Source organism: Rhodococcus sp. 06-1460-1B, from assembly GCF_002258475.1.
Lineage (GTDB): Bacteria > Actinomycetota > Actinomycetes > Mycobacteriales > Mycobacteriaceae > Rhodococcoides > Rhodococcoides fascians.
Map to the genome: position 1 here is coordinate 381,426 of NZ_NOYS01000018.1, position 12,356 is coordinate 393,781.

A 12,356-nucleotide genomic window follows, 5' to 3' on the forward strand; every position below is an offset into this window, starting at 1 on the left:
CCTCCGAACTCTCGACAACTGACGCTGTTCTCGCCAGGCTAGTGCAGCCCGCGTGCCGCAGCCGCTTCCAGGCCTGTGCTGTCAGCGAACACCGGCGGGGACCCGCCCCGCCCGGTGGCCGATCGAGCCGATCAGTCCAACCCGAGCGAGGACATCCGCTCGGCATGCTGCTCCTGCATGCGATCGAACAGCGCGACGACCCCGTTGAGGTCGCCCGACGCGGTGATGACGAGATCGGTCAGCGACTCGCGCTGCGCGAGCACGAACTGGGCCTGCGTGATCGCCTCGCCGAGCAGTCGACGCCCCCACAACATCAGGCGTGCCTTGTCCTGGGAGCTCGCCCGGACCCGTTCGGACACCTCGTGGACGACGAACTCCGAGTGCCCGGTCTCGGCCAACACGTCGCGAACGATCTCCGCGACGTCGGGGGCGAGGCTGTGCGCGATCTGCCGGTAGAAATCAGCGGCGATTCCGTCACCCACGTATGCCTTGACCAGCGACTCCAACCAGGTCGACGGCGTGGTGGAGGCGTGGTACTCGTCCAGAGCTCGCACGAACGGATCCATCGACGAATACACGTCGAGGCCACGGTTGGACAAAGCCTGTTCCAACGTCTCGAAATGACTCATCTCGGCGGCGGCCATACTTGCCAGCGCCACCCGGCCTTCCATGGACGGAGCCATTCGAGCGTCCTCCGCCAACCGGTAGAACGCAGAGATCTCGCCGTAGGCGAGCACGGCGAACAAGTCGGGAACGCCCGGGTGATCGTGTGCGATCGCGGGCTCCCCTCTGTCCGGATCGCTCGACCCGACGAGGGCGGTGGATGCAACTGCGGGCGACGACGACTCCGACGAATGGGCTCCCATTCCACGAATCGTAGACCCGAGTCCGACGCCCCGTCGCGGGGCGCGTCACACCTGCCGCGACCCGTCGACCGTGGAGAATCGGGCCGGGCAAGCTACCATGGTGTCGATCGTTGCTCGCGGACCTGTCACACGGACCGAAAGCCGATGCGGCGATCATCGATAATGTGTGCGCACCTGATCCGGGTCGCCTCGAGAGCTTCGCCGCAGCGAACGTCACAGTTCGCGGCCGCGCTGAGGCTGACGGCGACATCACATCGGATTGAGGGCATCGACTTCGGCCGGCAATAGGCCTGTGCCCTTCCTTGTGCGTACGTTCGACCACGAGGAAGGCCAGTCCCCTGAGCAAGATAGTCGTAGACCAAGAATCCGAGACCGGCGACACGACCCTGTCGGCCCAACTGGACGACACGCATGTGCCACCGACGTTCGCCGAGTTGAACGTCGACGCCGACATCGTTCGTGCACTCGCCGACATGGGTATCGAGCGCACCTTCGCCATCCAGGAGCTCACTCTTCCGCTGGCCATCGCGGGCGACGACCTCATCGGGCAGGCCAGGACCGGAATGGGCAAGACGTTCGGTTTCGGCGTGCCCCTTCTGCATCGTCTCGCCACGGAGAATTCCGGAACGACCCCGCTCGACGGCACGCCACGCGCGCTGATCATCGTGCCGACCCGTGAGCTGTGTGTTCAGGTCAGCTCCGACCTCGAGAATGCATCGAAGTACCTCAGCGGCGCGAACGGCCCAGTGAAGGTTCTTTCCATCTACGGCGGCCGCCCGTACGAAGCTCAGATCAGCGCGCTCCAGAACGGCGTCGACGTCGTCGTCGGCACTCCCGGCCGTCTACTCGACCTCGCCAAGCAGAACCACCTGATCCTCGGCAAGGTCGGCGTCCTGGTTCTCGACGAGGCCGACGAGATGCTCGACCTCGGGTTCCTTCCCGACATCGAACGCATCCTGGGCATGGTCCCCGACAAGCGTCAGACGATGCTGTTCTCCGCGACGATGCCCGGCCCGATCATCACGCTGGCCCGTACATTCCTGACGCAGCCGACGCACATCCGGGCCGAAGAGGCGGAGTCCTCCGCCGTGCACGATCGCACCGCCCAGCACGTCTACCGGGCACACGCACTCGACAAGGTCGAGATGGTCGCCAAGGTCCTCAAGGCGGAAGGCCGCGGCGCGACGATGGTGTTCACCCGCACCAAGCGCACGGCGCAGAAGGTCTCCGACGAGCTCGCCGAGCGTGGCTACTCGGTCGGCGCGGTCCACGGAGATCTCGGGCAGGTCCAACGCGAGAAGGCTCTCAAGGCGTTCCGCACCGGCAAGATCGACGTGCTGATCGCCACCGACGTCGCGGCCCGGGGTATCGACATCGACGACGTCACCCACGTCATCAACTACCAGTGCCCCGAGGACGAGAAGACCTACGTCCACCGCATCGGCCGTACCGGCCGTGCAGGGCGCACCGGTATCGCCGTCACCCTCGTCGACTGGGACGATATCCCGCGCTGGCAGCTGATCGACAAGGCCCTGAATCTGGGTATGCCGGATCCGGTCGAGACCTACTCGAGCTCGCCGCATCTGTTCGCCGAGCTCGATATCCCCACCGATGCGACCGGCACCGTACGCAAGGCGGCACCCGCGCGAGCCGCGGAGCAGGCCGCTGACAAGGCCCCCGACACCGAGTCCGCAGCACCGTCGGCAGAGGCGTCCGCACCGAGCAAGCCGCGCCGCTCACGCAGCCGCCGTCGCACCCGCGCGGGACAGGACGGGGACCAGGCCTCGACCTCGACCGACTCGGTCAACGCCTCCGCATCGACCGCGAACCCTGTTGCAGCACAGTCGGATTCGACCGATTCGTCGACACCGGAAGCGTCGACCAAGACCGCTCCTCGTCGCCGACGCCGTCGCCGCACGAGCGGATCGTCCGCCGAGACCGGACCGTCGACGGCGAGCGCGTCGGAGTAGTCTCCAGCCGTGCTGGCTCCAGAACGTAGGTCGAGAACCGATCTCGTCGTCGCGGCAGTCATCGCGGTGACGGTGGTCGTGGCCGCGAGCGTCGCCTGGCTCACGGGTGACGCTCGGGGCACCACCTCTGTCACGGCCGACAATCCACTCGCGCCGTCCGAGGCGGCCGCCTCCGTGCCCGCCGCCCTGTCCGAGTTGTGGCGGGCACCGAGTTCGGCGACGGATTCGGCGCATACGCCGGTTCCGGTCGTGACCGGTTCGGCAGTCGTGACCGCCGATGGCGGTTCGGTCGTCGGCCACGACCCCCGTTCCGGCGACCCGGCGTGGTCGTACTCGCGAGACCTACCCCTGTGCTCTGTGATCGCCTCCTGGAACACTGCCGTCTCGGTCTACCGCGACGACCGCGGTTGCTCGCAGGTGACCACGCTCGACGGATCGACCGGCGTCCGCACAGCACAGCGCACGTCCGACGCAGACGACTCGGTGTACCTCTCGTCCGACGGCACCTACGTGACCTCGCGAGGTGACACTCGGATGGAACTGTGGCGCTCCGACATGGTGCGCACACTCGAATACGGGCGCGTCGATGCTCCGGTCAACCCGGGTACTCAGCCGAGAACCGGATGCACGCTCCTGTCCACCACGTCGTCCAATTCGCGGACGGCAGTGCTCGAACAGTGCCCGGGTGAGCCGGCCGCACGACTGTCTCTGCTCAACCCTGCCCCCAAGGATGCGAGCGAACCCGAGGAGTACGGATCCTCGGTGGTCCCGGATCTCGTCACCTCGGAGCAGGAGCCGACATCCGGACGCGTCCTGGCTCTGACGGGAAGCCTTGTCGCGCTGTATGTTCCGTCCGCAAACGGTGCCCCTGCGCGCATCGCGCTCTACGACGACACCGCCACGTCCGTCTCCGAATTCGCACTTCCCGCGGGCCTCGACCCAGCATCCGCACCGCCCTCCTCGCCGGCAGCGAAACAGGGTTCGGTGTTCACCTGGTTCACCGGCTCCGGAGTGCAGGCACTGAACTCCACCGACCTGACTCCGGCGTGGTCCATGCCCGGGGCCCTCGGCAGCGGTGCCGTCATGGCCGGCAGGCTACTGGTTCCCGTGCCCGACGCGATCGCGGTGGTCGAGCTCGCCACCGGCACGGTCACTGCCCAAATTCCGATCGATCGCGGCGACTACGACGGACCGGTGCAGACCTCCGTGATCGGCGATGTCGTCGTCGAGCAGCGCGGTTCCGACCTGGTCGCGCTGGGTTGATCAGGGACCGCTGATCGAGGACGGCCGATCGAAGACGTGCGAGGAGGAGCTACTCCGCGGGGTCGTACGTCTTCAGTTCCGCTGTGCCCTCCCAGTGGGCCAACAAGTTCTCGGCCAGCTCGCGATACGCCTGCGCGCCCTTGTTCTTTCGCCCCGACAGCACTGTTGCGCCGGATGCACTCGCCTCCGCGAAACGCACCGTCCTGGGGATCGGCGGAGCGAGGACCGGCAGCGAGTACCGGTCGGAAACATCGCCGAGCACGTCACGGCTGTGGGTGGTACGGGCATCGAACAGGGTGGGCAGTGCACCCAGCAGCGCGAGGTCGGGGTTGGTGATCTGCTGCACCTCGGACACCGTCCGCAGTAGTTGTCCGACGCCGCGGTGAGCGAGCGTCTCGCACTGGAGCGGGACCAGAACCGATTGCGCTGCAGTGAGACCGTTGAGCGTGAGAACACCGAGCGAGGGTGGGCAATCGATGACGACCACGTCGAAATCCTGCAGAATCGGTGCCAGAGCACGCTTGAGTGCGAACTCGCGACCGGCGCGCATGAGCAACAGCGCCTCCGCACCCGCGAGGTCGATCGTGGCGGGCAACAGCACGATCCCCTCCGCCGTCTCGATCAGCACGTCCTCGACCTGTGCGTCCCCGGTCAATACCTCGTGCACCGACGAGTCGAGCTTGTCCGGGTTGTGACCGAGCGAGAACGTCAGGCATCCCTGCGGGTCGAGATCGACCACCAGAACGCGTCGGTCGAGTGCGTGCAGCGCGGCTGCCAGCGAGGCGACCGTAGTGGTCTTGGCCACGCCGCCCTTCTGATTCGCTACCGCAAGAATTGTCGTCACGCCCTGATCCTTGCCTAGATTCGCCGCTCGAGCGAGGTTTGTCGGTTCCGGGCGCGTCAGTGCATCACGATCGGCGGCGCGGATTCCTGAGAAACGTGCTTGGTTCGGGGCAGGAAGAACGCGGGCACGAACGTGATGACGATGAGCACCAACGCGACCATGAAGGTGGTCCCGAACGCGCGCGCCGAGATGTCGAATGCTTCGAGCTGGCTCGAGGCCGTCAGCGCCGGCTTCTGCTGCGCGGTCAACACCACCGACATCAACGCGGTTCCGATCGATCCGGCGGCCTGCTGGACGATGTTCATCAATGTCGAACCGCGAGCGACTGTTTCGTTCGTCAACGTCTGCAGCGCAGCAGTCATGATGGGCATCATCGTCGAGCCGAGCCCCAGCCCCATGACGAACAAGGCTCCGATCAACAACGTGTACGACGTGCTGGTGCCGACCTGGGTGAACACCGCCATGCCTGCGGTGATCAGGACCATGCCCATCAGCACGATTCGTCCTGGACCGGTCTTGTCCGCGATCACTCCGGCGATCGGCATGGCTATCATCGCGCCGATACCCTGCGGTGCAAGAAGCAGCCCGGCCGACAGTGTGGACTCGCCGCGGAGCAGGAAGTAGCTGGGAAACAGCAACCCTGCGCCCATGAACGCGACCATGAAGAAGGTGGTCGTGATGACTGCGACGGTGAGTGAACGGTTCCGGAAGAGCCTCAGGTCGATCAACGGATGCTCGACGCGCAGAGCGTGGAAGACGAACAACACGATCAGCACCAGGCCCACGATGACCGGAACCAGCACCTTGACGGCCAGTACGGTCTCGGTTTCGACGACCGACGACGCACCGTAGAGAAACAGGGCCAGACCGGGCGAGAGCATCAGCATGCCGCGGAAGTCGAACGATTCCGACGGGGTCGGATTGTCTCGCGGAAAGATCACGATTGCGGCGATCAGCGCGAGAATGCCGATCGGCAAGTTGATGAGGAAGATCCAGTGCCAGCTCGCGGCCTCGATCAGCCAACCGCCGAGGATGGGGCCCGCGATGGGCCCGATCAGCATCGGCACACCGAGCACGGCCATCACCCGGCCGATCCGTTCGGGGCCGGCGGCACGCGTCATGATCGTCATGCCCAGGGGCATCAACATGCCTCCGCCGAGGCCCTGCAGTACGCGAAACACGATCAACGACGTGATGTCCCAGGCGAAACTGCACAGCACCGAACCGAGTACGAACAGCACCAGTGCCGTGATGTAGAGACGCTTGGTGCCGAAACGGTCCGCAGCCCAGCCCGTCAACGGGATGACGGTGGCCAAGGCGAGGGTGTAACCGGTCATCGTCCAGGCCGCGTTGGCATACGTGGTCTCGAATACGTCGGTGAACGTCCTCAAGGCCACGCTGACGACGGTGACGTCGAGAATCGACATGATCGCGCCGAGAACGACGACACCGGCGATCTTCAGCAACGCTCCGTCGAGCTTCTCCGGGGCACCGGAGGGCGCGGGCTTCTGCAAGTCGGTCATTGTTCTCCAGATCGATGAGAAGAGCTACGAGGTCAATGCAGTGAGCACACTGACGGGCAGGACTGCGTTGCCTGCGACGGTGAAGATCCAGAAGAGAATAACCGTCCGGTAGGTCTGGACTCAATCGCGTTTTCGGACACATCCACCGGTTCGGTATGACGAAGCCCACACCCGACCGGCAGGCATGATCGTGTGCATGACCAACCACGGAGCCGTCGAGGCCGGCCGAGTCGTTCTACTCCGTCACGGGGAAACCGAATGGGCCCTCGCAGGTAAGCACACCGGAAACACCGATGTTCCACTCACCGCGCACGGTGAGCAGCAGGCAGTCGAGGCCGGCTCACTACTGACTCTGCTGAATCTGCGCGACCCGGTGGTCATCAGCAGCCCGCGCGAACGGGCCCGTCGAACAGCCGATCTCGCGGGGCTCGAGGTCGATCGAACATGGGATGCACTGTCGGAGTGGGACTACGGCGACTACGAGGGCATCACGTCGTCGGAGATCCACGAGACAGTGCCGCACTGGACCGTCTGGACGCACCCGTGCCCGGGCGGAGAGTCGATCGGTGACATCGCTGTTCGCGTCGAACTGGTGTTGTCCGTTGTTCTTCCACTGCTCGAAGGCCGGGACGTGGTGCTGGTGGGACACGGCCATTTCTCGAGAGCACTGATCGCCGGCTGGACGGAAGCGTCCATCACCGAAGGAAAGCGCTTCGCATTGTCCCCGGCCGCCTATTCACTGCTCGGTTTCGAGCACTCCTTTCGACAGCTCATCGCCCACAATGTTCACCCCTCGATTCTCTCTGCAGCCACCGATCGCTCGATCGGCACCGAACCGACCGGAGGTCCACGATGATCCGACGCGCCACCGAAGACGATGTATCCGCCATCTGCGGGTTGGTCCACGAACTGGCGGAGTACGAGAAGGCGTCCTCGTTGTGCACGGTCCGAGACGACCACCTTCGGTCGGCTCTGTTCGGTGAGAATCCGTCGGTGTTCGCGCACATCGCCGAGCACGACGGCGTGGTGGTGGGGTGCGCTCTGTGGTTCTTGAACTTCTCCACCTGGGACGGGGTCAACGGAATCTATCTGGAGGACCTCTACGTGCAGCCGGACGCACGCGGCCATGGGTTCGGAACCGCACTGCTGGCAGCGTTGGCGGCCGAGTGCGAAGCCAACGGCTACACGCGGCTGACCTGGTCGGTGTTGGACTGGAACACTCCGTCGATCGGGTTCTACCGAGCGTTGGGCGCGCAGGCTCAGGACGAGTGGACCACATTCCGATTGACCGACGGTGCCCTGAGGGACCTGGCAGCGACAGCGTCCTAGAGACGCGGTTCGTCGTCGACGTCGCTGTACTCGGCCGCCATCCACTGCGACGAGGGTGGACTGAACAGCAGCACCAGCACGGCAACCACGACGATTCCCAGAACGATGCCGTAGACGGTCTGATGTGAACCGGTGAGCAGCGACCACACGACCGGAAGCAGCAGCAGCTGGACGACGGTTGCCAGCGCCCTCCCCCACCGTTTGCCGAGAATCAGGGCGACGCCTGCAGCCCCGACGCCGAGGCCCAGCACGCCGAACCACCCGGCCGTGCCGTACCCGTTCGCGACAGCGTTGTCGCCCTCTCCGGAGACCGCGCGCACGACGAGAACGAAGGCCGCGACCAGCGAGACGGCACCTTGTGCTGCGACGAGGACCCCGGCGGATCGAAAAGTGGCCGGTGGGGTGAGGTTCTCGGGTTGGGTGGACACGGGACCAGCCTAGGCAACCGGGAGTGGAGCCTGCGGAACGACCCGGGTGGCGGGAGTGGAGCCTGCGGAACGACCCGGGTGGCGGGAGTGGAGCCTGCGGAACGACCCGGGTGGCGGGAGTGGAGCCTGCGGAACGACCCGGGTGGCGGGAGTGGAGCCTGCGGAACGACCCGGGTGGTGCCGGTGGAGTCCGCCGAGCCACCCGGTTAGTGTTTGTTCCTGTGCGTGCGCTGCTGATCGTCAATCCCAATGCGACTTCTACGACGGCTGCAGCTCGGGATCTGTTGGCTCATGCATTGTCGAGTCGGTTGCGGGTGACGGTGGCGCAGACGACGCATCGTGATCATGCGTCGGAGTTGGCTCGAGGTGCCCGTGAAGACGGGGTGGGCCTGGTGATCGTTCACGGGGGTGACGGCACGGTGAACGAGGTCATCAACGGTCTGCTCGGGGTTCCGTTGCCGACGTCGATGCAGGCGGTGACGATCGGCGCGATTCCGCCTATTGCGGTCGTTCCCGGTGGTAGTGCGAATGTGTTCGCGCGCTCTCTCGGAATCGAGGCGGATCCGGTAGCGGCCACGAATCAGTTGATCGGTCTGCTGGACGCGCGGGCGCGGCGGACGGTCGGTCTGGGGCATTGCGACAACCGGTGGTTCACGTTCAATGCCGGGATGGGTTTGGACGCGGAAGTGTGTCGGGCCATCGATGCGAGCCGGAAGGACGGTACGCCGGTGTCGGCGACGCGTTATCTCCGGTTCTCGGTGCAGGAGTTCTTCAAGCACAAGCGTCGTCCGGCGCAGTTGACGGTGGAGGTTCCCGGGCGGGATCCGTTCGAGAACGTGCACTATGCGTTCGTGTCGAACTCGAGTCCGTGGACCTTCTTGAACGATCGTCCGGTCCATACCAATCCCGGGACCGCTTTCGATTCGGGTCTCGGTGTGTTCGCGATGCGCTCGACGGCACTGTTCCCCACGCTGCGGGTGTCGCGTCAGCTGTTGGCCAAAGGTGCAGAACCGAAGTCTCGCAAGTTGATTCGAGTCGACGACGTCCCGAGTGTTCGAATCACGTCTGCAGAACCGATGGGGCTGCAGATGGACGGGGACTATCTGGGTGAACGCACCGAGGCGGAGTTCTTCTCGACTCCCGACGCATTGGATGTTGTCGCGCCCGTCACGTGAGACCCACTATGGCCTGCGCGCGAAGATGCTCGATGGGCAATTTCCTGCGAAATCACGAGCAATATCTGCCGAGTCGGGGTACAAAGGAGCGCAGAAGGCTAAAGCGAGCCTAACAGAGTGAGCTTGACCACGGTCACGCGCGTATCCCTTGACTTCACCTGAGTTCGTGAAAGCATTCACAAGCAACAGTGCGGAAACATTGGTTACCCACTCGTGAAACAGAAGAGAAACGAAACGGCGCTTCGGCGCCCGGTAAGGAGCAGAGGATGGACTGGCGCCACAAGGCAATTTGTCGCGATGAAGATCCGGAACTATTTTTCCCGGTGGGAAACAGTGGTCCGGCGCTCGCGCAGATCGCCGATGCCAAAGTCGTCTGTACTCGGTGCCCCGTCACCGCAGAATGCCTGTCCTGGGCACTCGAATCCGGCCAGGACGCAGGAGTATGGGGCGCAATGAGCGAAGACGAGCGCCGTGCACTCAAGCGACGCAACGCACGTACGCGCGCACGTAGCTCCGTCTAGGACGCAGACACACAACACTCGGTAGGCCCGGTATCCGCTCAGCGGATACCGGGCCTTCTGCGTGTCGAACTGCACAGCGGGCGCTTCCACGGATCGGGCGTTCTCACGTCACAGTGCGGCCGGTTCGTAACGCACTGTTCACGAGCGGCCCGTCAGGCTCGCGGCACCCGACGGCCCAGTGGCACTCGCAGCATCGCGTCGGTGCCACCTCCAGGAGCCGGATGCAGGCCCAGAGAACCGTTCAGTTCGACCGACACCAGAGTGCGCACGATCTGCAGCCCCAGTCCGTCCGAACGCTCCAACGAGAACCCTGCGGGCAACCCGCGGCCGTCGTCGTGGATGACGACGTCGAGCCATTTCGACGAACGGTCGGCACCGATGCGCACCACGCCGACCGATCCGGCGTCGAACCCGTGCTCCATCGCGTTCTGCACCAGCTCGGCCAACACCATCACCAGCGGCGTCGCCCGCTCGGCGGAGAAGACACCGAGTTGGCCGTCCCGGACCACCCGCACCCGAGGGTTGACGGTGGCGATGTCGAGCATGATCGGCACCAACCGGTCGACTATCTCGTCGAGATCCACTTCTTCGTCGACCGACATCGACAGCATCTCGTGCACCAGCGCGATGGACGTCACGCGGCGAACGGATTCGGACAACGCGGTGCGAGCTTCCTCGTTCTCGAGCCGCCGCGACTGCAGCCTCAGCAGAGCCGCCACGGTCTGCAGGTTGTTCTTCACTCGATGGTGGATTTCGCGGATCGTCGCGTCCTTGCTGAGCAGCGCACGGTCGCGGCGCTTCACCTCGGTGACGTCTCGGACGAGTACGGCTGCGCCCGCGGATCGACCGTGCGGCTGCAGTGCCAACGTGCGCACCAGAACCGTCGCGCCGCGGGCGTCCACTTCCATTCGGTGCCCGACGTTGCCGGACAGTGACGACCGGATATGGTCGGCCACTTCTTGCGAATCGAACGGGTCGGTCACCAGAGACCGCGTCACCGACGCGAGGTCACGGCCCGACAGTTCCGTCGTCAAACCCATCCGGTGGTACGCCGACAGCGCATTGGGGCTCGCGTAATCCACCCGTCCCTCGGTATCGATGCGGATGAAGCCGTCGCCGGCCCGCGGCGACGAGTTGACGTCGGTTCGCTCCTCCGGCGTCGGAAACGTTCCCTCGCTGATCATCAGGCAGAGATCGTCCGCACATTCCCGATACGCGACCTCGAGCGCACTCGGCGGACGAAGCTGGGCCGGATTGGTGTCGCGGGTCAGCACGGCGATGACGTGCTCTCCACATCGCACGGGAATGCTCTCGCTGCGGGTCAGAACACCACCCTGCACGATCTTTCGCTGTTGCAACGCGACGAGCACTTCGGGGTGCTCGGACTCGGAGATGGTCGTCCCCACGATGTCGTGGGTGAACACCGTCGGCGCGGTGGTGGGTCTGCACTGGGCGACACACAGCACGTCCGCCGACCCGTCCGAGACATCGTCGGTACCGACCCAGAGCAATACGTCCGCGAACGACAGGTCGGCCAGGAGCTGCCACTCCCCTACGACGCGCTGCAGATGGTCCACCGCGGCACCGGGCAGATCGGTGTGTTCGGCCAGCAGGTCACTGAGGGTCGACACGGGTTCTCACGCAGCCGTCGGTCAGGACACCACAGCGATGAGATCGCCCTGTTGAATGACATCCCCCACTGCGACGTCCACGGACGTGACGGTGCCTGCGGTCTCGGCGAGCACGGGAATCTCCATCTTCATCGACTCCAGCACGACCAACGTGTCACCGACCTCGACGGCATCACCGCGGGCCACGACCACCTGAAACACCGTCGACACCATCTCCGCACGAACATCCTCGGACACCGGCGAACCCCTCTCTCACGACACCTCGAACCGCGGCGGGCACACACCGGAGACCATGCCCGTCACAGTAAGCCAATCACACGTGGGAGACTGTAGTGAACAAACGAGAGGAGCCCATCATGGGAAAGCGTGGACGTAAGAAGCGTGCTCGTAAGGGCAACAAGGCCAACCACGGCAAACGTCCCAACAGCTGACGTTCTGCCACCAGCCACGAAGGGCCGAGAAGCACTGCTTCTCGGCCCTTCGTCGTCGGTACGATCAGGCTATTCGGAGTCGACGCTACGGGTCAGCACCGTGCGTCGGATTTCCACGCTGAGTCGTTCGCGAAGCCCGGCGGGCGCTTGATCTCCGCCACATTTACGGGAGATCAGCCGCTTGACCTTCTCCTCGATGCCGTACGCCTCGAAGCACGATCCGCACTCGTCGATGTGCTTCTGCAACCGTTGCCTGCTGGCCTCGTCGCACTCGTTGTCCAACATGATCCATACGTCCGCGATCACGGCCGAGCAATCCAGTCGCTCGAATTCGGCGTCGGCTCCGCCGTCGCCCACAGAACCGCCGCCGATGAT

Annotated in this window: 14 protein-coding genes; 7 read left to right on the forward strand and 7 right to left on the reverse strand. The window is 64.8% G+C overall.

The window, feature by feature from the left end; translation table 11 throughout:
* Positions 1 to 131: 131 nt before the first annotated feature.
* Positions 132 to 866 carry a ferritin-like fold-containing protein gene (locus CH268_RS07865; protein ID WP_032366312.1) on the reverse strand — a complete coding sequence of 245 codons (735 nt, stop codon included), beginning with the start codon at positions 864 to 866 and terminating at the stop codon, positions 132 to 134.
* A gap of 413 nt (positions 867 to 1,279) precedes the next feature.
* Here CH268_RS07865 and CH268_RS07870 point away from each other — a divergent pair, with 413 nt between their 5' ends.
* Both CH268_RS07870 and CH268_RS07875 read left to right on the forward strand, forming a co-directional pair.
* On the forward strand, positions 1,280 to 2,836 hold the full coding sequence (locus CH268_RS07870) for a DEAD/DEAH box helicase (protein ID WP_230595127.1): 1,557 nt from the start codon (positions 1,280 to 1,282) through the stop codon (positions 2,834 to 2,836).
* 9 nt (positions 2,837 to 2,845) lie between these two features.
* Entirely contained in the window at positions 2,846 to 4,099 is a 1,254-nt protein-coding gene (locus tag CH268_RS07875; RefSeq protein WP_094663148.1) for an Rv3212 family protein, read from the forward strand.
* 49 nt (positions 4,100 to 4,148) lie between these two features.
* On the opposite strand, the gene CH268_RS07880 is transcribed toward CH268_RS07875, so the two are convergent.
* Complete coding sequence (locus tag CH268_RS07880; RefSeq protein WP_027496529.1) at positions 4,149 to 4,943, reverse strand: ParA family protein; 795 nt, start codon at positions 4,941 to 4,943, stop codon at positions 4,149 to 4,151.
* A 56-nt stretch (positions 4,944 to 4,999) separates the two neighbouring features.
* On the reverse strand, positions 5,000 to 6,466 hold the full coding sequence (locus CH268_RS07885; RefSeq protein WP_032372689.1) for a DHA2 family efflux MFS transporter permease subunit: 1,467 nt from the start codon (positions 6,464 to 6,466) through the stop codon (positions 5,000 to 5,002).
* 196 nt (positions 6,467 to 6,662) lie between these two features.
* Between CH268_RS07885 and CH268_RS07890 the strand changes: the two genes are divergently transcribed.
* Both CH268_RS07890 and CH268_RS07895 read left to right on the forward strand, forming a co-directional pair.
* Positions 6,663 to 7,322 (forward strand): acid phosphatase, encoded by a 660-nt coding sequence (locus CH268_RS07890; protein ID WP_204879550.1) that lies wholly within the window; start codon positions 6,663 to 6,665, stop codon positions 7,320 to 7,322.
* Positions 7,319 to 7,795: a GNAT family N-acetyltransferase gene (locus tag CH268_RS07895; RefSeq protein ID WP_094663152.1), complete on the forward strand. Its 477-nt coding sequence runs from the start codon at positions 7,319 to 7,321 to the stop codon at positions 7,793 to 7,795. The genes CH268_RS07890 and CH268_RS07895 overlap by 4 nt, the downstream gene beginning before the upstream one ends.
* Here the strand turns inward: CH268_RS07895 and CH268_RS07900 are convergent.
* Positions 7,792 to 8,223, reverse strand: coding sequence for a hypothetical protein (locus CH268_RS07900; protein WP_027496526.1), 432 nt, complete (start codon positions 8,221 to 8,223; stop codon positions 7,792 to 7,794). The two genes, CH268_RS07895 and CH268_RS07900, sit on opposite strands and share 4 nt — an antisense overlap.
* Positions 8,224 to 8,444: 221 nt before the next feature.
* On the opposite strand from CH268_RS07900, the gene CH268_RS07905 reads away from it, so the two are divergent.
* Together CH268_RS07905 and CH268_RS07910 are read left to right on the forward strand one after the other, a co-directional pair.
* A complete protein-coding gene (locus CH268_RS07905; RefSeq protein ID WP_027496525.1) occupies positions 8,445 to 9,398 on the forward strand; it encodes a diacylglycerol/lipid kinase family protein in 954 nt (317 codons plus the stop codon).
* Positions 9,399 to 9,664: 266 nt separating this feature from the next.
* Positions 9,665 to 9,919, forward strand: coding sequence for a WhiB family transcriptional regulator (locus CH268_RS07910; protein WP_032366305.1), 255 nt, complete (start codon positions 9,665 to 9,667; stop codon positions 9,917 to 9,919).
* Positions 9,920 to 10,071: 152 nt separating this feature from the next.
* On the opposite strand, the gene CH268_RS07915 is transcribed toward CH268_RS07910, so the two are convergent.
* Together CH268_RS07915 and CH268_RS07920 are read right to left on the reverse strand one after the other, a co-directional pair.
* Positions 10,072 to 11,550: a sensor histidine kinase gene (locus CH268_RS07915; RefSeq protein WP_027496524.1), complete on the reverse strand. Its 1,479-nt coding sequence runs from the start codon at positions 11,548 to 11,550 to the stop codon at positions 10,072 to 10,074.
* Between the two features lie 21 nt (positions 11,551 to 11,571).
* Positions 11,572 to 11,787, reverse strand: coding sequence for a biotin/lipoyl-binding carrier protein (locus tag CH268_RS07920; protein ID WP_027496523.1), 216 nt, complete (start codon positions 11,785 to 11,787; stop codon positions 11,572 to 11,574).
* Positions 11,788 to 11,906: 119 nt separating this feature from the next.
* Between CH268_RS07920 and CH268_RS28535 the strand changes: the two genes are divergently transcribed.
* Complete coding sequence (locus CH268_RS28535) at positions 11,907 to 11,981, forward strand: 50S ribosomal protein bL37 (protein ID WP_370878772.1); 75 nt, start codon at positions 11,907 to 11,909, stop codon at positions 11,979 to 11,981.
* A gap of 69 nt (positions 11,982 to 12,050) precedes the next feature.
* Here the strand turns inward: CH268_RS28535 and rsrA are convergent, their stop codons facing one another.
* On the reverse strand, positions 12,051 to 12,338 hold the full coding sequence (rsrA, locus tag CH268_RS07925) for a mycothiol system anti-sigma-R factor (protein ID WP_027496522.1): 288 nt from the start codon (positions 12,336 to 12,338) through the stop codon (positions 12,051 to 12,053).
* Positions 12,339 to 12,356: the final 18 nt, after the last annotated feature.